Origin of the sequence: Flaviaestuariibacter flavus, from assembly GCF_004337505.1 — a bacterium.
In the GTDB taxonomy this organism is placed as follows: Bacteria; Bacteroidota; Bacteroidia; order Chitinophagales; family Chitinophagaceae; genus Flavisolibacter; species Flavisolibacter flavus.
This window is the reverse complement of record NZ_SJZI01000001.1, coordinates 47509-67168: the sequence shown is the minus strand read 5'-3', so window position 1 is coordinate 67168 and position 19660 is coordinate 47509. Positions and strand designations below refer to the sequence as shown.

The window sequence follows — 19660 nt, the reverse complement described above, 5'->3', positions numbered from 1 at the left end:
TTATAGCGAAACCCCTCTTTTCCAGGGAATGAAATCATCCTGTCCCAGCAGCACGGCTTTGGGCGTTACCTCGCCACTTGCTGCGCGGATGCAATACTCGAGTATCTCGGCGCCCATTTCCTCGATGCTTTTCTCGCCGCTGATGATGGGCCCGGTATCGATGTCGATGATGTCGCTCATGCGTCTTGCCAGCGAGCTGTTGGTGGCGATCTTTATCGTCGGAGCTACCGGGTTGCCGGTGGGCGTGCCCAGGCCGGTGGTAAAGAGAATGAGCGTAGCGCCCGATGCGGCTTTGCCGGTGGTGGCTTCCACGTCGTTGCCGGGTGTACACACGAGGCTCAGGCCAGGCTTGGTTGCCGGCTCCGTATAGTCGAGCACATCCACCACGGGCGAGGTGCCACCCTTGCGGGCCGCGCCGGCGCTCTTGATGGCATCGGTAATGAGTCCGTCCTTGATATTGCCGGGAGAGGGATTCATATCGAAGCCCGAGCCTACCCTGCGGGCCATCTCGTTGTACGATTCCATCAGGTGGATGAACCTGCCGGCGATGTCCTTGTTCACACAACGGCTCACCAGGTCCTGCTCGGCGCCGCACAGTTCGGGGAATTCCGCCAGCAGCACCTTGCCGCCGAGGGCCACCAACAGGTCGGAGGTATGGCCGATGGCGGGGTTAGCTGAAATGCCGCTGAAGCCGTCGGATCCGCCGCATTTCACACCGATGGTGAGCGCACTGAGTGGTGCCGGACCGCGTTCCTGTTTATTGAGTTCCGCCATACCCTGAATCGTTTGCCGGATGGCCGCGCAGATCATCTGCTCTTCGCTTTGCGCCTTCTGCTGCTCGAACACGAGCAGCGGCTTGTCGAAACCGGGGTTACGCCTGCGCAGGTCGTCGATAAAATATTCCGTTTGCAGGTGCTGGCAGCCCAGGCTCAGGATCGTTACGCCGCCCACATTCGGGTGATCGGCATATGCGCCAAGCAACTGGCTCAGCGTAGCGGCGTCCTGGCGGGTTCCGCCACATCCGCCGGAGTGGTTGAGGAACTTGATGCCGTCGATATTTTTAAAATAACGCTCCTTCGGATGTTGCGAAGGAAGCAGGTCAAGCTCGTTGATATCGGCACCCTGCTCAAAGGCATCGAGCACCCGCCGGGTGTACTGTTGGTATTTGTCCGTGGATGCATAGCCCAGCTCGCGGTGCAAAGCCTCTTTAATAACATCCAGGTTGCGGTTCTCGCAGAACACGGTGGGAATGAACAGCCAGTAGTTGGCCGTGCCCACACGCCCGTCGTTGCGGTGATAGCCCTGGAAGGTGCGGTTGCGGAACGAAGAAATATCGGGCCGCTTCCAGTCGTCGCGGAAGCCCTGGTAGGCATAATCGCCGGCTGCATGTTTGGTATTGGAGGTCGTCATGAGGCTCCCGCGGGGAATGGCATCCTGGGCCTTTCCAACAAGCGTTCCGTACATGATGATATCATCGCCGGCCGCCAGGTCGTGAACGAAGAACTTATGCTTCGCTGCCACGTTCTCGCGAAGCTGGAGCTCCTCGTGGTTGATTGAAAATTTCGCTCCCGCAGGAAGATCGCGCAGGGCGACCATCACATTGTCGTTCGGGTGTATCCTGACAAATGCCTGCACACCGTTCTCCTCTTTACCCGTCATATCTCAAATGCGTTTAATTCAAAAATGTTCTCCATCAGTTTCCACTTCTCTCCCGGCGCCGACCCGGGAAGGGCCTGCTGGTAGCGCCACATGAGGGCCTCCCATTCCTGCACCCGCCCGTTGCTGCTGTCGGCCGCGGCTTTTTTTGAAAAGTCAAAAGCATCGGTTGTTTCCATAATCATCACCATGCGCGCCCCGAGCCGGTATATCTGCATGTCGGTGATGCCGGACTCGTGGATGGAGCGCAGCACTTCGGGCCACACGGCGCGGTGATGCGCTTCGTATTCGGCAATAAGTTGCGGATCGTCTTTCAGGTCAAGCGTCAGGCAGTAGCGTTTCATAGGTCTAGTGAGCATAAGCTAATACATCGGCAGGTGCGGCTGCCTTTCCATTGCGGACCTTTTCATTGCGGCGGAGCGCAAACAAAAGCACTACTGCAATGCAGGCGGCAGGCACCAGGTAGCCGAACTGAATGCTACCCGAGGCGTCGGAAATAGCACCCATGATCAATGGGAAGAACGCGCCACCAACGATCGACATGATGATGAAGGAAGAGGCGATCTTGGTTTCCTCGCCAAGGCCTTTTACACCGAGCGCGAATATGGTAGGGAACATGATGGACATAAAGAAAGGAACGGCCATGAGCGCATACACCGCAAGCTTGCCCTGCGTGAATACCGCTACCATCAACAACAGGATGCTGAGGAACGCATAGAGTGCCAGCAGGCGCTCCGCACGGATATATTTCATCAGGAAGGTGCCGACAAAACGGCCCGCCATAAAGCCAACCATGGCGATATAACCCCACCAGTAAGCGGCGTCCTTTTCCGGAAGCGCCATAGCCTGCTTGGCAAAGCGAATAAAAAAGCTGCCGACGCCTACCTGTGCGCCTACATAAAAGAATTGCGCAACAACCGCCCAGGCCACCTGGGGCATGCGCAGCACTTTCAGTGAAAAACGCGGCGCTTTGCTGTCGCGTGCGGGCGCGCCGGTCTCGGGCAGGCGCGATGCGGCGAAGAGTGCCAGCAGCAGCAGCACGCCGGCGGCGATCACCAGGTAGGGCGTACGCACCGTGTCGGCTTCCGATTGCAGGTAGGTGTTCAGCTGGCCACCCGCCGCCATCTGCTGCAGTTCGGCGGGTGTATGCTCGATGCCGGAAAGAATGAATTTGCCGCCGATGATGGGTGCCAGGAAAGCTCCTACGCCATTGAAGGACTGTGCGAAGTTGAGGCGACGGGCACCATCGCGCTCATCCCCCAGCTTGGTCATATAAGGGTTGGCCACCGTTTCGAGGAAGGTGGCACCGGCGGCGATCACGAAAAGCGCGCCCAGGAACAGCGCGTAGTTGCGGCTCGATGCGGCCGGCAGAAACAGGAGGGCGCCGACACCGTACAGAAGCAGGCCGAAAAGAATGCCTTTCTTATAGCCGAAGCGTTGCATGAAAAAACCCGCGGGAAGAGCGATGGTAAAATAAGCCAGGTAAACGGCCGTATCGATGAAAGCCGACTGTGTATCGGAAAGCTGGCAGGCTTTACGCAGGTGCGGGATCAGGATCGGGTTGATATTATGCAGGAAGGCCCAGAGAAAGAAAAGGGAAGTGACCAGGATAATTGGAATCGTGTAGCTCCGGTTTTGTTTCATACAGCAAGAATTGGAGCGGCAGGTAGGGACATGGATCGATGCTCGCAGATGCCGCGATTACAAAAAAAGAAAGAAAGGCTTTTTTTACGATACAGGCGATTGTCTATTCGTTCAACTATTTTAGCATGCCTCCAAACCGGCGCCAAAAAACCACCCGGAAACGCATGTGAAATTATTTTGATAGAACAAATTAATAAGCTAATTTGGCATCATATCCGTATTTTCCAACGATTGTTAGTCAAAAAAGCTGAATGAGACCTCAACTTTTCAAGGTATCCAAGGGCCCGGACCGATCCTTTAGTGTACGCCGCGACCTGGTTCCGCATGTCAATAACCGCTGGCATTATCACCGCGAAATTGAACTGATTCATTTCAAGCAAGGCGAAGGCACGCAGTTCATCGGCGACAGCATCAAGCATTTCCAGGCAGGCGACGTGGTGCTGGTTGGAGCCAACCTCCCGCATTACTGGCGCTTCGACGATGCTTATTTCGACGACCCCGCCCCGGCGCAGGCCGATGTGCGCGTATCTCATTTCGAGGAGCAATTCTGGGGAGCCGACTTTCTTGACCTCCCGGAGAATGCCGCCATCCGCACCGTGCTGGAAAAAGCAAAACGCGGCATCCAGGTGACCGGCGGCACCCGTGAGCGCGTGGCCGAGCTCCTTGAGCAATTACTGCATGCAGAAGGCCCGCAGCGTATCATCCTGCTCATGGAAGCCCTCTCGGTGATCGCCAACTGCAAGCAACTCGTGACCCTTTCCTCTATCGGCTTCAAGCCCGATCACCTGGAGGCGGAAAACGATCGCATCAACGCCATCTATGAATACTCGGTGAAAAACTTCAAGCGCAAGATCCAGCTCGAAGAGATCGCCGAAGTGGCCAATATCAGCCCCAACTCCTTCTGCCGCTACTTCAAGTCGCGCACCCGCAAAACCTATTCGCAGTTCCTCATTGAGCTACGCGTGGGGCATGCCTGCAAGCTGCTCATCGAGAATAACGAATGCATCAAGCGGCTTTGCTATGAGAGCGGCTTCAACAACTTTACGAGCTTCCACAAATATTTCAAGGCCATCACCGGCAAAAGCCCCCTCGCCTATCAGAAAGAATTTGTTTCGAAGCAGTAATGCGCGCAATGCCAAAATGAGTGAATGATTGGGCAAAGGCCGGAGGCATCGCTATGCCGGCCCTTTCTTGCTTTGCATCCAATCTCAGCCACTAATTCTTTGCTGTATGAAAAACTTACTTAGCCTGCTCCTGGCGGGCCTGGTGCCGCTGCTGCTCCGCGCACAGACCGTGGGCCCCATTACCGTGGAAACGCGCAACAGCGTACTTCAGCTTACAGTCTCCGGTAACAAGCGCCTTCTGCAATCCTACCTCGGAACAAAACTGCCTGCAACCGAGCTCGCCGCGATGAGCGGCGGCCGCGAAGCCTACCTTACCGCCGGTATGGAAAACCAGTTCGAGCCGGCCATCCGCATGGTACACGCCGACGGCAACCCATCACTCGACCTGCGGTATGTGTCGCACAAAAGCAGCGGCGCCGCAGGTAGCCAGACCACCAGCATCCTGCTGCGCGATCCGGTGTACGGTACCGAGGTAACGCTATATTATACGGCATATGAAAATGAGGACGTGATCAAAGCCTGGACGGAGATCCGCAACACCGAGAAAAAGCCGGTGTTGCTGACGCAATACGCTTCGGCGCAATTGCATTTCAACGCCGGCGAATACTGGCTGACGCAATTTCATGGCGACTGGGCGCGCGAGGTGCAGCTGGTCGAGGAAAAGCTCACCAATGGCATCAAGACCCTCGAAAGCAAGCTTGGTACCCGCACCAACTTCTACCAGACCCAAACCTTCATCGTGTCGCTCAACGGGCCATCCACCGAAACCAGCGGCGAGCTCATCGCCGGCAGCCTTGCGTGGACCGGCAACTACCAGTACACGTTCGAGGTGGATCAGCGCGAAGGCCTGCGGGTGCGCTCGGGCATCAATCCCTTTGCCTCCGAATACCACCTGCAGCCCAACGAAACATTCCGCACGCCCGACTTCATCTTTACCTTCTCCGCGCAGGGTAAAGGACAGGCCAGCCGCAACCTGCACCGCTGGGCCCGCAATTACGCGGTGCTTGACGGCAACGGCAGCCGTTATGTGCTCCTCAACAACTGGGAAGCCACCCACACGAACTTCAACGAGCAGCGCCTCGTGGAGCTGTTTGACGAGGGCAGGAAGATCGGCGCCGACCTCTTTTTGCTGGACGACGGCTGGTTCGGAAATAAATACCCGCGAAACGATGACAAGGCGGGCCTTGGCGACTGGCAGGAAGACCGGTCCAAGCTGCCCAGCGGCATCGGCTACCTGGTAAAAGAAGCAAAGCAAAAAGGCATCGGGTTTGGAATCTGGCTCGAGCCCGAGATGGTGAACCCCAAAAGTGAGCTGTACGAAAAGCATCCTGACTGGATCCTGAAGCTGCCGAACCGCGAGGAAAACTACGGTCGTAACCAGCTCGTGCTCGACCTCGTGAACCCCGCGGTGCAGGATTTCGTGTTTTCGGTGGTGGACGACCTGCTGACAAAGCATCCCGACCTTGCCTTTATCAAGTGGGACTGCAACCGCAGCATGACCAATGCCTATTCGCCCTATCTTAAAGAAAAGCAGTCGCACCTTTACGTCGACTACACCCGCAGTCTCTATAAAATTATGCAGCGCATCCGTGCGCGGCATCCGAAGGTTCCCATTATGCTCTGCGCCGGCGGCGGTGGCCGCACCGATTACGAGGCGCTGAAATATTTTACCGAGTTCTGGCCGAGCGATAATACAGATGGTCTGGAGCGGATCTTCATCCAATGGGGCTACTCCTACTTCTTTCCTGCCATCACGATGTCGGCCCACGTCACCAGCATGGGAAAGAACCAGTCGCTCAAGTTCCGCACCGATGTGGCCATGATGGGCAAGCTGGGCTACGATATCCGCGTCAACAGCTTCACGCCCGAAGAGGTGGCGTTCAGCCGCGAGGCGGTAGCTACCTACAAACGCCTGTCGGACGTGATCTGGAAGGGCGATCTCTACCGCCTTGTGTCGCCTTACGACGAGCCGCGGGCGGTGCTGATGTATGCCAGCGAAGACAAGCGCCACGCTGTGCTGTATCATTACCTGACCACGCCGCGCCGCAAGGACATGTTTGGCCGCGTGAAGCTGCAGGGCCTCGATCCGGCGGCCCGCTACCGCCTGCGGGAGGTCAACCTCATTCCGGGCACCAGGTCGACACAACCGGACAACAACAAAGTGTTCACCGGCGAACATCTTATGACCATCGGCCTCAACCTGGCACCCGGCCGCGCCAACCCGCTTACCAGCAATATATATGAGCTGGTAGCGGAGTAGCGATACAGCATAAACGAAAAAGGCAGGCGATACGCCTGCCTTTTTTATGGTATTTCTTTCCAACTATAACTTCACCGCAAGGGTGGCGCCATCACGGATCGTATACGTTTTTGCTTTCCCGGCCTGCACGATCCGAACCGCCAGCTTGTCGCGGCCGGAGCGGCTTACCTCGATATCGAACTGCTGTTCACCCGCACTGAAACGGCGCAGTGCCATGTGCTCCCAGGCCGCTGGCAGGCGCGGCGTAAGGTTGAAGGAGCGCAGGCCTGTAGGACGATAGCCAAACATCCCTTCCGTATAAATACGGGCATACAGGCCGCTCTCCGCCGACAGGTGCCGCTGGTTGCCCTCGGGGTAGGCTTCTACCGCATAGGGCACGTGCTCGCCCAGCAGGCGGCGCTGTGAGTAGTACGACAAAAAGCGCAGGGCCTTTTCCGTTTCCCCGGCAGCGAACGCACCGCGCAGACCATAGAGCGTGGAGCGGTCCCAGAAAGTGCGGTTGCCTGCCAGCGAGGCGAGGCCGTCTTCCGTCCACAGGCGCGGAGAGAACAGTGCAGCAATGGTACCTTCCTTTCGATCGAAAATGTCGACGGTAAGCGGCGTCGTGATCCAGGCGCGGAGCGTATCGTTACCGGCATAATAGCGGTAGGTGGCAAAGCCCTCTACCGTTTTGCCGAAGTAGCTTTCGATGTTCGTGTGCATTTCGCGGGCACGACGCTGATAGTCCTCAACCTGTGCCTTCGGCATTCCCAAATCGCGGCCCAGCAGCGATGCAGACTGCAGCGCATCGTAATAAAGCGAGCTCGTGTTGAGGTTGGCCGTGCCGGCAGGGAAGCGGTTCTCCAGCTCGTCGCTGTTCGATTTCACCACGCCCTGTTCATTGAGCTGGCGCTTCAGGTACTCCAGGCACCATTCGATCAGCGGCCACAAAACCTTAGCGGAATCGCGGTTGCCGTAGGCCAGCGCATAGCGGCTGGCGCCATAAGCGATCATGGCCATATCGCCCCGGTCCTTTGCCCCATGCCAGGTTCCGTCGCCCTCGGCAATGATGGAGCTCGGGATCGGCTTGTAATCGGGGTTCATATACCGCGCAAACCAGCGGTAGGCATTCATCGCCGACTTATTGCCGATCGGATCGCCGGCATAGGCGAAATAGGGATTCACGTATTCGGCCTGGTCGTTGGCCCAGATCGCTGCATAATAGCGCAATCCGCCCGGACCGTGCAGGTACCCCCCCTTCGTGTTGTAGATACTTTCCGTGGCACGGATCTTTGCAAAGGCAAACATGGTATTCAGCACCGGGTCGGGTGTTTCCAGCTGCAAGGGTGCCAGGATCTGCGCGATGCGGTTGCGGCGTTTCTGAAGCTCCCCGTTCACGTCGGCAAGCAGCGGTTGCCCGGTACCGCGCACGGCCTGGTAGGTGATGGCAAAGGCTACCGAGTCGCCGGGAGTTACGGTGTATTCGCCGTCATGGATTGTGCTGATCACAAAGCGATGCGGACCGTCTTTAGTACGCGATGCAGCAGGTGCCGACTCGCGGCGAAGGGCTTCCATCTCAATTTTTGCCGGCGTCTTCCCTTCGTTGAAGAACACCCACTGCTCCACGGCCAGCGGCAGATCAACGGAGGGGTAAAAGCGGCGGCGCAGGCGAATGCTCCGGTCGCGTCCTACCTCGCTGTTGATCTCCAGGATGCCTTTTTGGCGGATGCTGGTCACCTTTTCCGGCGCATCCGGCTGCACGGCAGCATTGAACACCCCGCTTCGGAACAAACGGTCATTGACGAGCACCCGCGGCAGCTCGGCGTCCTTCACGTCGTACATCATGTGAGCGATCGTGCGTTGCGGCAGCAGGCGATACGTTGGAAAAACAAGGGTGCGCGTGGTTTGTGCACGTCCGCTCGTGTCAACGCCGTATTGCATCCAGAGGGCGATCTTCTCGCCGGCCATTTCTACATGATCGCTGTGTGGCAGGCGCTCGTCGATCTTCCACTCGATGCTGCCATCGGGCGCGAGGGTCCAGCGATCCTGCTGGCGCGGGAGCGTGAGCTCCTGCGCCTCCGACGCGAAGGGAAGGGAAAAGGAAAGAAAAGCACAGGCGCGAAACAAAAAGGTCATAGTGTTACGTAGTTAATGAAAACAATCTATCGGGCAAAGCGGGCGATGAATCCGCCTCCGGAAACAAGGTCCAGTTCAATCGTATCAGCCCCGGAAAGGCGTTTCTGCTGCAAACGCAGGGCAGCCGGCTGCCCCGGAACATCAAGAGCCATTTCGGCGCCGTAGCTGCCCTTCAGAAAGGAAAGCGGGATGCGGATGTGCCGGGCCGTAGTACCGTTCATGACGGCAAGAAACCACTCCTTACCTTTTCGCCTTGCAAATACGGCTATTTCGCCGATCTCGGAGGGCGGCAGCACCCGGGTTTCATCCCAATGCGGCGGAATGGCACGGATGATATTCACGGCAGGACTCGCGAGCAGGCTATCGGGATTTGCGGCGTAGGTAAGCAGCGGGCTGCTGAGGATGGCGGCGCTCGCTACCTGGTGCGCCCAGGTAGTATTGGCGCGGCGCGCGCCAAAATGCACTACCGTATATTCTGCAGGACCTGCAATCAAACGCGTAAATGGGATGGTGGTTCCATGGGTGGCGCGGTCGGTGAGCTTGCTGGCCTCCATACCTTTTACCGCCTCTGCGGTGAGCTCGTTCGGGAAGGTTCGCATCAGCCCCGTAGGCTTGTTGGCGCCATGAAAATCGAGGAGCAGGTGATGGGCGGCTGCCTCCGTAAGGATGGCCTCATAAAGATCGATCACCTCCTTAGCCTCGTGATCGAAGAAATCGATCTTGGCGCCGGCAATTCCCAGCTCGCTGCACATCGTAAAAAAAGAGTCGCGGGAAGCGCGGGTGCGCAGGCCTTTGGAGTGCTTCCAGAGCCATATGCCAACGCCTTTGGCCCGCGAATAATCCACCAGGTCTTTCAGCTCGGCGCGCGACCAGCGGCTCCAGAACCCTTCAAGGATATTGTGCTCGAAGCCAAGGGCAGCTGCTCCATCGGTAAAGTGCCGCATTACTTCCGGCGTACCCTCGCCCCCGCCATCGAGGTACTTCCACACCGCCCGGCCAGGCCGCACCCAGGGCGTTTGCGCTCCCTGTGGAAACAGCTTCCGGTCCGGTGCTGCATTGAGGTTACTTACGATATCGTTGTTCACGAGCGTATTCAGGTTGGCACCGACAATAACCACGCGCCAGGGCGTTTGAAACGAGTTTCCCGCAAGGCGGGCGGGCTGCCGCAGGCGCATCGTATCCTCCGGGCTGTAGCGCAATTTGTAAGGGTAGGATGTGGGCTGCTCGTGCGCCAGGCGCAGGACAGCGCCGCCGCTGCCATCGCTTTGAAGGGCCATGCCCGGGTATCGGAGCAGCGCCGCTTCAGTGATCGCCGCATAATTGCCATCCGGCGTTTTAAAAACCGCCGGTGGGGCCAGCCACGCTCCTGCCGCAATTTCATCCAGCTTCTTTTTGACATGCACGCTTTCGTAATGCATGTTCAGGTCGTGATACCAGACCGTGCTGCCGGGAGCCATGCGGAAAACGGTATTCTCTTCGGGAATTAGTTCGGATGCCTTGCCCGTTACCAGGTGGCGGTAAGCCGCACCGTCGTTGAAGACCCGGATATCGAGGCTCATGCTCCATCCGCCCCGCCCCACAACCGGCACGCGCGCCCCGGTAAAGGAGTTGCTGGCCACGGCATGTGCTCCGGCGAGCTCATAGCGTTCATTACCGCGGTAAAAGGCAGCGGCACCGGTGTGCACGCCCCGGCACAGGTCCGTACCATTAACACCGAGGCCGATCGGCGAAGCCGCAACAATCCGCTGCCCACCGCGGGTAATCGAAAAGTGCAGTTGGTGCTGGCGCAGAAAGAGCTGGAAGCGCAGGTTGCCATCCGGACTTTTAACGGTGATGGTATCAGCCGCATGGGCTGCTATGCCCAGGCAGCAAGCAACGACAAAGACAGTAAGGGTGCGCAGTTTCATATAGCTAAAGCGATTTTGCTGGAGCGCTCTTGTGGCGCAAGTGAATTATTATTCCTTCATCCGCCTTTTGCGCCATTGGCCAATTATTCAGCAATTCTGGCAAGGGCGCGCGCCGCTCTGTTTTTTTACCGAACATTAATGGCACTAACGATCCGCACATGTATACACGAACCCTCGCTTCGCTGCTCCTCCTCCTGGGCACCACCGCCTTTATACGTTCCGACAACTGGCAATCGAAATGGGTACAGCAGGAAAGTTCCGGCGCCCTGCACTACACGCCCGACGAGAAAGGAAATATCATCCCCGACTTCAGCCGCGTGGGCTTTTACTCCGGCGATCGCGCCATTCCGGACGTGCCGGTAGTGGCCACTATAAGCCCTTCCGGCGCCGCGGATGACCGCGCGCGCATCCAGGCTGTCATCGACGAAGTGACCCGGCGAACGCCCGATGCATCGGGGTATCGGGGTACCGTACTACTAAAGAAGGGCAGCTATCGCATCAATGGCAGTGTGCGCATACCGGCAAGCGGCATCGTGCTTCGCGGCGAAGGCAACGGCGCCGACGGCACGCGGCTTATTGCTACCGCCCGTGAAAAAAGCGAATTGATCTCGGTTTCAGGCAGCGGCAATGCCATCGAAATACGGAACAGCAGAACCGCCATTACGGACACTTACGTGCCGACAGGCAGCTTCTCCTTCCACGTGGCCAACGGAGCCGGCTTTCAAAAAGGCGACGCCATTATCGTGCTGCGCCCCGGCACGCAAGAATGGGTCCACGACCTCAAGATGGACCAGATCGTAGAAAGAAACGGCACCAAGCAATGGCAGGCGGAAGAATTCACGTTTCGCTTCGAAAGGGTGGTGACCAAAGTGGAAGGGAATACCGTGTTTATCGACAACCCGATCGTGATGCCGTTGGAAACAAAATATGGAGGCGGCTTCGTGTATAAATATGCCTTCGACGGACGCATTCGTCATGTAGGCGTGGAGAACCTGTATTGCGAATCAGAATACGACAGCGACACCTCGGAGAACCATGCCTGGGACGCGGTGAAATTCAGCCGCGCCGAGCAGGGCTGGGTACGCTCGGTAACGGCGCGCCACTTCGCCTACTCCTGCGTCAACCTTGCTTCTACGGCCACGCATATCACCGTTATGAACTCCAACTGCTTCGACCATAAATCAGTGATCACTGGTGGCCGGCGCTATTCGTTCAACAACGACGGACAGCTGAATCTCTTTATGAACTGCACCGCTACTGATGGCCGTCACGATTTTGTTACCGGCGCCCGGGTGCACGGACCGAATGTATTTGTCAACTGCTCCGCAAAACGCACGCATGCCGATATCGGGCCGCACCACCGTTGGGCTATGGGAACGCTCTACGATAATATCGTGACCGATGGCGAGATCAACGTACAGGACCGCGGCAATATGGGCAGCGGCCATGGCTGGGTGGGCACCACCCAGGTGCTCTGGAACTGTACGGCAAAACGCGCCGCGGTGCAAAGTCCTTATGGCATTTCCGGCAACAACTATTGCATCGGCCTCAAAGGCGAGCATGGTGCCGGGCATTTCCCGGACCGCCCGGACGGTATCTGGGAAGGGCTTAACCGCAACGGGCTCACACCTGCATCCCTTTACGAGGCACAGCTGAAAGCCCGTCGCGGCGGCCATTAACGAAGCATGGCGTTGGCGCACCAGAGCAAGGGCGCCTGTCCGTGCAGGTCGCCGGTATTGCGCTTCCGGTCGAGGTAGTATTTGCGGTCGTTACGCTTATTGGTGCCTTCGCAAACGTCGGTAATGTCGCCGTCGGCATTGATGTAGCGCACCAGGGAGAGCCAGGCCTTGCGCGCGGCGGGCCCGTATGTGCGGGCATCAAGCCATCCTTCGCGCACGCCGGTAATGAATGCGGTTGTGAACATGCCGGTGCAGGAGGTTTCCTTCCACGATTCGGGATCATCGATCAGCTGGCGCCACATGCCGTCTTCGGCCTGGTAACGCAGCAGGGAGGCCATCATTTTATGATAGCCTTCCATGATCCGGGGGCGGTCCGGATTCTCCTTCGGCAGCGAGCGCAGCAGCTCGCTCATGCCCACCGCCATCCAGCCATCGCCACGGCCCCAGAAGAAAGGAACGTCGGGTGCATGGTAGAAGAGGCCGTTGGGACGCTGCAGCGTATCCAGGTACAGCACCATTTCGCGGGCTGCGCGGTTGACATAAGCCGTGTCATGGGTGGCGCGATAGGCCTGCGCCTGCACGGCGGTGATCATGAACATATCATCAATCCACATGCGGGTCTGCCAGGTCATTCCTTTGTTATAATAATGCCAGGAGAGCGCATTGGCACGCGAACCCTCGGGCTGCCCCCATTGCTTGTCGGCATAGCGCTTTCCGAGCTGGAGGTAACGGTCCTCCCCTGTTTGGCGGTACAGCTCCAGGGGCACCGATCCGAATACGGTATAATCCACGTGATCCGGCTTGGGCAACAGCGAATCGCGCGAGCCGAAGAGCGGCTCGAAGCGGTCCACCAGTCCACCCTTCAGCGAATCGTTCTTCGTAAGCTGTGAAAAGACGAGCGCACCGTACCAGGTGCAGGTTTCCGGGTAGGTGATCACGCGCGGCGGCGTGCTGCGGTTGAAATTCTGGTAGGGAACGGCCAGGAAGCGCCGCGCGATCGTCTGGCCCACCTCCTGCGGTGATGTTCCGGCAGGGAAATTGGCGAAATAGGCGGTCGTCGATTTTTTAGTGGCCGTACAGCCTGCGCCGGCAATGGCGATCAGCAGGGAGAGGCGTAGCAGGTTTCGTGTGTGCATAACAGTTATCTTATTTTCTGGTGCTTGTTTCATAACCGGTGTTGACCACCGCCTGGCGGCCGAGGCGTGCCTGCAGCTGCGCGAGGTACAGGCTCGAGGGGCTTACCCGCTTGCCATGGGCGTCATAGATCCCTTCGGGAAGAATGGGTTGTTCAAGAAAAGGGATGGCCTTGTGCTGGCGCTCGCCGCTGCTGCCGATGACCCAGTTGGCTGCTCCCGGCGGCTGCTGGTTGAGGAAGCTTCGTGCCGTACAATTCCAGGCAACAGCCCAGCCTATGGCCCAGCCATGTCCCGACCCCATCGAGCCGCGATTCATGAAATCGATACCTCCTTCCGGTACTGTGCAATTATCGACCAAAAGGCCGGTAGCCCAGCGCTGATGCGGCTGAATCCAGCCATTGCCCCGGAACGTACAATTCAGGAGCACCACCGGGCCGCTGGCCTTGGCACCTGTGCCGAAAAAAAAGAGGTTGTCGCCTTCGATGCGGCAGCGGTCGAAGAGCAACTGCTGCCCGCTGCCGTTGATATCGGCGGGTTTGGCCGCGCCTTTCGTTGCCAGCTCATGAGCGATATGGAGTCCCTGCACCGTGATGCGCCGTCCGGTGATGCTCACGCTGTTCACCGTATTGAATACTTCGATGTCGCGAAGCCAGCCGTCGGCAATGCCGCCCATCGTAATGGCACGGTGGTGGCCCTCGCTGATCGTTACCGATTGTGCCGGCGACACGATCCGCAGCCGTTCGATCCCAACTTCCGACAGTTCGCCCGAGCCGGTGATCTTTACCACGGTGGCGCCGGTGGGCCCGAGGTAGCGTTCGTCGTAGCTGTCCGTAAGCGGTACGTCGACCGTAATCCGGCTGCCGGCCACTTTTGTAATCACGCGGTCAACGCTGATCTCGCCGGTGATCCAGGTTTGCGGCTTTCCGTCCCGCACCATAGAGTCCATGCCCATGAAGTGCACCCAGCGCTCCGTTACCGGGCGGGCGATGCGCACCGTATCACCGGCTACGAACGTACGGGCGTCGGCAACCTGCAGGCTGATGCTGCCGGACGGCACATAGGCATTGGCGATCCGCACGGGAGCGCCTACCGGCCGCATGCTTACCTTTCCGCTCACCGAGATGCAAACGTGTTCTTTGCCCACCATGGTCAGTACCGTTCCCGAAGTACCGGAACCACTGCCGCGCAGCACGATGCCGCTTGCCGGGATCAGGATGGTTTTCTCGCAGGGATAATTGCCCGGCGCGAGCAGCAAGGCACCCCGGAAGCCGTTGCGGAGCGGCCTGCGGGCAAGCTCGTTGAGCGCGTCCTGTATTGCGGCGGACTGGTCTCCATCGCCCGGACCCAGAGTGAGTACCACGGGTACGTTGGGAAGGGCCACCCCGCCGCCCCGGTAGCCGGCATAGGAGAAATCAAGGATCCGGTCGCCGGCAGGCAACGTTTTATAAGTGAGCTTCCCGTCAGGGGCTGCTGTCACCCATTCACTGACCGTAGCGGCAGCGGCAACCGGCAGGTCCTGCGCGGAGCTCAATTGCGTAAGGGTGGTGAGCAGCGCAACAGCGACTGCCGACCGTAGTTGTACTGGATTCATTGTATCTGCGAAGTAGTTACGTTTTTACTTTTCGCGGCGGCGGGACGACGCGGCGGCACTGGTTCATGTTCCCGCTGCTGCACGTTGGCAACCGGGCGCTGCACCTGCAGGCCCGTTGTCTTTTTCATCCCGATAGCGGAGGGCAATGCACCGGATTTTTCCCAGGCAACGCCGCTGAAGCGGGCCCCGGCCACATCATCGAGGTATATAACATAGCGGCCGTCCTCCTTCTCATATTTAAACGAGCAGTTCTCTACTGCAAGGTTCCGCACGTGACGGGCCCAAAGCCCGTACGAAGGCTGCACCTTCAGGTTGGAGACATTGTACTGGCCCACACCCAGCTCCGGCGGTACGGCGGCGGTATCGCTCGCCGGGTGTCCGCCTTTCACTGTTACCCGCACATCGGTGAAACGGATATTCCGCACCGTTCCGGTATGCCGGCCATCAGCCAGGCGGAAGGGCAACCTGCCGCCTGCAACCTGGCTGCTGTCGGGCAGCGCGTAGCCAGCCACGATCGGGGTGGCGCTGCGTTGCTTGCCATCGAAAGGCTTCCACCGTGCACCGGCATCGCCGAAAGAGCTGCCCCCGTATACTTCGCTCACATCAACCCCGTTGATGAATACATTTTCAACAATTCCGATGTTGATGTTATTGATCAGCAGCTCGTCGTGAGCAACGCCGTCTTCGGTGAACTGAACGCGTGATGCCTTTGCACCAAGCACCCGGCCACGGTTGGAGATGGAGATAAAAAACGGCGTGGTGGTGCGGCGCATCTGCGAGCGCGCATGCAGCGGGCCGGTGTGGCCGCAGTTCAGGTGAATATCGCTCACGCGGGCCCCGTCGTTGGCGGAAATCGAAAAGCCTGCTTTGTTGGCGCCCAGCACGTAGATATTATCCACGCAGGCATCCCGGATGTCGTCGGCGGTTTCCGACCCGACCTGGAACAGGTTGCAATTGGTATCGCCGATAATATTACGAACCCGGAAGCGGCGCGCCGGCCGGGTAAAGCCCAGCGAGCAGTCCGACCCGGGCTTCACAATATCATCCGAGCTCACCTTCGAATAAATATTGGCGACGGTGACATCATTGCATTGCATGAAGTCGTAGATGTCACGGGCATTGCCGCTATGGGCTTTAGCGAAATAAGTATCGTGAACGAAGAGACTATCGGTGCCCGTCGCCAGCAGCGCGAAGTGTCCCGCCCGGTCGATGTGCAACATGTTCTCCACTTCAAAATCTTTGTTGCCGTTCTTCCCGATATAATAAGGCGCATCCTTTGCCTCATCGTACCAAAGGTCTTCAGCGCGTGCGAGCCCGCCGATCTCGACGTTCGTGCACAGCTTCAGCGCGAACATCTTGTCGCAGCGGTTATCAGGCGCATTATTCATCACCTTGTCGCTCGTCACCAGAACGCCGGCCCCGGTGATGCGGCCATTGCCGACGATCTTTACATTATCGAGCCGCTCACCGAAGAACATGCTGTTGCGGAAATAGTGATGCCCCACATCCTGCTTTGTAAGCCAGTTGTCGGGTTCCTCGTAAGGACCTGCATCGGTAGGCGAAAGGCCCGAGCGGTATTTGCGGTCGCTGAACCAGGTTGCCTCGGGCGCATCGCCGCCCTTTATTGCCTGCAGCGTGGCGTCACTGGCTATATAAAGGAACACATTGCTCCGGAGCTGCACGGTACGCAGGCGATAGGTGCCGCCGGCAAACAGCAGGGTACCGCCACCTAATCGGTAGAGGGAATCGATCGCAGCATTCACCGCCCGCGTATCGTCGAGGGTATCGGCGCCATCGGCGCCGAAGCGGCGCACGTCTAACTTTCCGCTGAAAAAGCGCACTTCGTTTGAGTAGCCTTTTTGGGGTCCGTCCTTAATATAAACTCGGAAACGGTAAAGTCGGTCCGGTACAAGGCCGGAGATATCAGCTGTATTTCCCCGCGTATTGCGCACATTTTTTACGGGCGTCCACTCCCCGCTCCCATCCACTGATTGCTCCACCACAAAGGGTCCGGCAGCGCCGCCCCAGCGCAGTCGGGTGCTGGTATAGAAGCCCGGATCTTCCCGGTAGCGTTTCGGTGCTTCGGCAACGCGCTCCAGGTCGGAAATGCTGCTGGTCACAGTCATTTCGGCCGTTTCACTGCCGGCGCCCGGGCTGCTATACCGGGCAGGTTCCGCCGTTTCGTAAACGGCTCGGAAGGTATACGTACCCGGGCGACCCATCCGTACGCCGGTAATACGAAGCACGATATCCGCCCCGTTTGCCGGACGCAGGTCGAGGTGACGCAGGGTCAGCACGGTGCTTCCGTCACTTCCGGGCCCAAGCACAAAACTGCCGACACGCTTGTACGAGTAAGCCGAGCCGGCGCGCCCGATCGATTGCGTGGGAAGATCGCGTAAAAGCACCTCGCCGCGCCCGATAACATTGATGTAGGTATTGTTGGGCGTAACGCGGATGCCGGCCGGTATGCTGATGCGCACTGTAGCATCGGGCGTGCGCTGGCCCGCCGTAAACAGGAGCCGGATCGGTGCAGTTGCGGATGCAGTGCGTTTGGATTGCTCCAGTTGCAGGGTGCCGCCAATGGCAGCCGGAGCCAGGGCAAGCACATAGCTGCGCAGTCTTCCGCCGGAAGACTGCAAAAGGCGATCGCCACGCTGCACCGCCCCGGTGCGTACGGCGCCGGCACGATCCAACAGGGTAACCGTACCCGTGCGCGCATGAAACTGCGCAAGCAGGGCGGCTGCCGTTGGAGTGGTGGATACAAGCCCCTGCCCTTCCTTCGTATCGACGGTGTAGGCGTAAGTGCTGCCACTCACAACGTAGACAGTGTCTTCTGTTACGCGGAGCACGTGTGTGGCGCCCTCGGAAACAGTAAGCTGCGGGGCGATCTGTGTGTAACCTTTGTAAGCCGCAGCAAAAAGAATCGTAAAGAGGATCGTGCGCTTCATCATAGCCGGGATTGAGAAACAGGGCGATTGATAATCGATCGATGCGAAAAAATATCATTTGCTTTTCGGGGAAGCGATGTCCTTCCCGGTCAGGCGTAAGGCGAGCTGCGCCTCAAACAGTGATCGCGGCATCACTTCCTTGCCTTGCTCTTCGTTGACCTGATAGTTTTCGAAGGTCACCGGGTTGTCGGAGCGGAAGCCTACCATCAGCGGGGCAGCAATCGTGTAATTACGGCGCCGCGACATATCCCAGAAGTTATAATGCTGCTCCTTGGCGGAACTGTGCTGAAAATTCCAGAGCACCAGGTATTTGCCGTGGTGCGGATGGCCCGGCTCCGGCCCACCCAGGTTGTAAAAAACGCCGCCCTTGATATCATCGTACAGGGTAGCATAGGGCTGTCCCGAGTGAATGTCGAAGTTCTGGTCGGTGCCGAGGCTGCATTGGGTAATGACGGTGCCCACGGCGCTGTAGCCGGTGCCGGCTCCATGATGCTGGGCCCCGTTAAAGCTGCAGTTCTTTACCAGCACGCCGTAGCCGGTGCGGGCATGCACCGAAGCGTGCCCTTTCTTGCCGCGGAAATGCGTGTTGGTCACGGTAACGCCATAGCCCGAGCGGATAAAGATGCCTTCGTTCCAATCCTCGAATACGCAGTTACGCACCCAGCTGTTCTTTACGAACTCCATGCCCACGGCTTCGTAGGCATAGTCGTGGATCTCGTTCTTGTGGTGGATGAATTCCTCGGGATAATTTTTCCAGTTGCTGGTGAAGCGGATGTCTTCGATACCCACTTCCTCGAGTGCCGTATATGGTACCAGCTCCCAGTTGGCGCCGGGCACGAGGCGCACGTCGAGGTGCAGCGGGTTGCGGAACGTTACCCGGTTGCCTTCAATCTTTTGAATGGTGTGGATCTCGAAGATCTGCATGCCGCCCTTTTCGCCGAAGAGGCGCGTCCATTGCGGCTTCAGGTCGAGCGGGGCAAAATACAGGCGCGTGAAGGCCTCGCTGCGGTGACGCAGCACTACGTCCTGCCCGGTCTTCAATTTGCCCGCGTCCTGTACTTCTACGGTAAAGGTTTCGCGCCCGGCGTCCTTTGAAAGGATCGCAAGGGCGGGTGATGGTGTGTCTTCCGGACGAAACAGGAACTGCCGCCCGTTGATGCGCATCGTTACCTGGTGAATGACGGTACCACCCGTTTCTGCTCCACTTCCTTTAAGCACGATGCCGCTTTTGGAAATGCGGATCTGCTTTTTGTTGTTGCTGTCCGGGGCGATCAGGAAGCGGCCGGGCGCAAAGAATACCACGCCACCGCCGGGGTTTGCCTCCGCAGCGTCAATGGCTTTCTGAATGGCCTCGTCGTCGAACACGTCATCATCAGGCTTGGCACCGTAATCAGTAACGTTGAATTGCTTTTTCCCGCGCAGATCGGGCAGGGCCTTTTCCGAAAAATGATAGCCGGCGTAGGAGAAGTCCGGAAGCACCGGCGTCTTGCCGGTATGCTTTGCCGAAACAAAGTCCTGCCACAGGGGCGTTACGGACTGTGCCCGTGCCGTGAGTGCCGAAGCGGGCAAAAGGAGCAGGAGTAGAAACTGTTTCATGATA

General features: G+C 58.4%; 12 protein-coding genes. 3 read left to right on the top strand and 9 right to left on the bottom strand.

What is annotated here, in order from left to right:
- The 3 genes from EPD60_RS00230 to fucP are packed head-to-tail and all read right to left on the bottom strand — an operon-like array spanning window position 1 to window position 3300.
- On the bottom strand, window positions 1-1659 hold the full coding sequence (locus EPD60_RS00230; RefSeq protein ID WP_131445475.1) for a UxaA family hydrolase: 1659 nt from the start codon (window positions 1657-1659) through the stop codon (window positions 1-3).
- Window positions 1656-2000, bottom strand: a complete 345-nt coding sequence (locus tag EPD60_RS00225) for an L-rhamnose mutarotase (RefSeq protein WP_131445472.1) — start codon at window positions 1998-2000, stop codon at window positions 1656-1658. Before EPD60_RS00225 ends, EPD60_RS00230 begins: the two co-directional genes overlap by 4 nt.
- A gap of 4 nt (window positions 2001-2004) precedes the next feature.
- On the bottom strand, window positions 2005-3300 hold the full coding sequence (gene fucP / locus EPD60_RS00220; RefSeq protein WP_131445469.1) for an L-fucose:H+ symporter permease: 1296 nt from the start codon (window positions 3298-3300) through the stop codon (window positions 2005-2007).
- A gap of 251 nt (window positions 3301-3551) precedes the next feature.
- On the opposite strand from fucP, the gene EPD60_RS00215 reads away from it, so the two are divergent.
- Together EPD60_RS00215 and EPD60_RS00210 are read left to right on the top strand one after the other, a co-directional pair.
- Complete coding sequence (locus EPD60_RS00215) at window positions 3552-4424, top strand: AraC family transcriptional regulator (protein WP_131445466.1); 873 nt, start codon at window positions 3552-3554, stop codon at window positions 4422-4424.
- A 106-nt stretch (window positions 4425-4530) separates the two neighbouring features.
- A complete protein-coding gene (locus tag EPD60_RS00210) occupies window positions 4531-6684 on the top strand; it encodes an alpha-galactosidase (protein ID WP_131445463.1) in 2154 nt (717 codons plus the stop codon).
- 63 nt (window positions 6685-6747) lie between these two features.
- Here the strand turns inward: EPD60_RS00210 and EPD60_RS00205 are convergent, their stop codons facing one another.
- Both EPD60_RS00205 and EPD60_RS00200 read right to left on the bottom strand, forming a co-directional pair.
- Complete coding sequence (locus EPD60_RS00205; protein ID WP_207896505.1) at window positions 6748-8799, bottom strand: glucosidase family protein; 2052 nt, start codon at window positions 8797-8799, stop codon at window positions 6748-6750.
- A 26-nt stretch (window positions 8800-8825) separates the two neighbouring features.
- A complete protein-coding gene (locus EPD60_RS00200; protein WP_131445460.1) occupies window positions 8826-10706 on the bottom strand; it encodes a glycoside hydrolase family 97 protein in 1881 nt (626 codons plus the stop codon).
- A gap of 158 nt (window positions 10707-10864) precedes the next feature.
- On the opposite strand from EPD60_RS00200, the gene EPD60_RS00195 reads away from it, so the two are divergent.
- Entirely contained in the window at window positions 10865-12385 is a 1521-nt protein-coding gene (locus EPD60_RS00195) for a pectate lyase family protein (protein ID WP_131445457.1), read from the top strand.
- Here EPD60_RS00195 and EPD60_RS00190 read toward each other — a convergent pair.
- Genes EPD60_RS00190 through EPD60_RS00175 form a run of 4 tightly spaced genes read right to left on the bottom strand, consistent with a single transcriptional unit; the run spans window position 12382 to window position 19656 of the window.
- Window positions 12382-13521, bottom strand: a complete 1140-nt coding sequence (locus tag EPD60_RS00190) for a glycoside hydrolase family 88/105 protein (RefSeq protein ID WP_131445454.1) — start codon at window positions 13519-13521, stop codon at window positions 12382-12384. The two genes, EPD60_RS00195 and EPD60_RS00190, sit on opposite strands and share 4 nt — an antisense overlap.
- Before the next feature lie 10 nt (window positions 13522-13531).
- Window positions 13532-15112, bottom strand: a complete 1581-nt coding sequence (locus EPD60_RS00185) for a hypothetical protein (protein ID WP_131445451.1) — start codon at window positions 15110-15112, stop codon at window positions 13532-13534.
- On the bottom strand, window positions 15109-18063 hold the full coding sequence (locus EPD60_RS00180; protein WP_131445448.1) for an endopygalactorunase: 2955 nt from the start codon (window positions 18061-18063) through the stop codon (window positions 15109-15111). The genes EPD60_RS00185 and EPD60_RS00180 overlap by 4 nt, the downstream gene beginning before the upstream one ends.
- Before the next feature lie 51 nt (window positions 18064-18114).
- Window positions 18115-19656: a DUF4955 domain-containing protein gene (locus tag EPD60_RS00175; RefSeq protein WP_131445445.1), complete on the bottom strand. Its 1542-nt coding sequence runs from the start codon at window positions 19654-19656 to the stop codon at window positions 18115-18117.
- Between the last annotated feature and the right edge of the window lie 4 nt (window positions 19657-19660).

What these genes read in the sequence shown, in the direction of transcription:
- EPD60_RS00195 (WP_131445457.1), top strand. Translation starts at nt 10,865, where the DNA reads ATGTATACACGAACCCTCGCTTCGCTGCTCCTCCTCCTGGGCACCACC.
- EPD60_RS00225 (WP_131445472.1), bottom strand. Translation starts at nt 2,000, where the DNA reads ATGAAACGCTACTGCCTGACGCTTGACCTGAAAGACGATCCGCAACTT.
- EPD60_RS00230 (WP_131445475.1), bottom strand. Translation starts at nt 1,659, where the DNA reads ATGACGGGTAAAGAGGAGAACGGTGTGCAGGCATTTGTCAGGATACAC.
- fucP (WP_131445469.1), bottom strand. Translation starts at nt 3,300, where the DNA reads ATGAAACAAAACCGGAGCTACACGATTCCAATTATCCTGGTCACTTCC.
- EPD60_RS00215 (WP_131445466.1), top strand. Translation starts at nt 3,552, where the DNA reads ATGAGACCTCAACTTTTCAAGGTATCCAAGGGCCCGGACCGATCCTTT.
- EPD60_RS00180 (WP_131445448.1), bottom strand. Translation starts at nt 18,063, where the DNA reads ATGATGAAGCGCACGATCCTCTTTACGATTCTTTTTGCTGCGGCTTAC.
- EPD60_RS00205 (WP_207896505.1), bottom strand. Translation starts at nt 8,799, where the DNA reads ATGACCTTTTTGTTTCGCGCCTGTGCTTTTCTTTCCTTTTCCCTTCCC.
- EPD60_RS00210 (WP_131445463.1), top strand. Translation starts at nt 4,531, where the DNA reads ATGAAAAACTTACTTAGCCTGCTCCTGGCGGGCCTGGTGCCGCTGCTG.
- EPD60_RS00185 (WP_131445451.1), bottom strand. Translation starts at nt 15,112, where the DNA reads ATGAATCCAGTACAACTACGGTCGGCAGTCGCTGTTGCGCTGCTCACC.
- EPD60_RS00200 (WP_131445460.1), bottom strand. Translation starts at nt 10,706, where the DNA reads ATGAAACTGCGCACCCTTACTGTCTTTGTCGTTGCTTGCTGCCTGGGC.
- EPD60_RS00175 (WP_131445445.1), bottom strand. Translation starts at nt 19,656, where the DNA reads ATGAAACAGTTTCTACTCCTGCTCCTTTTGCCCGCTTCGGCACTCACG.
- EPD60_RS00190 (WP_131445454.1), bottom strand. Translation starts at nt 13,521, where the DNA reads ATGCACACACGAAACCTGCTACGCCTCTCCCTGCTGATCGCCATTGCC.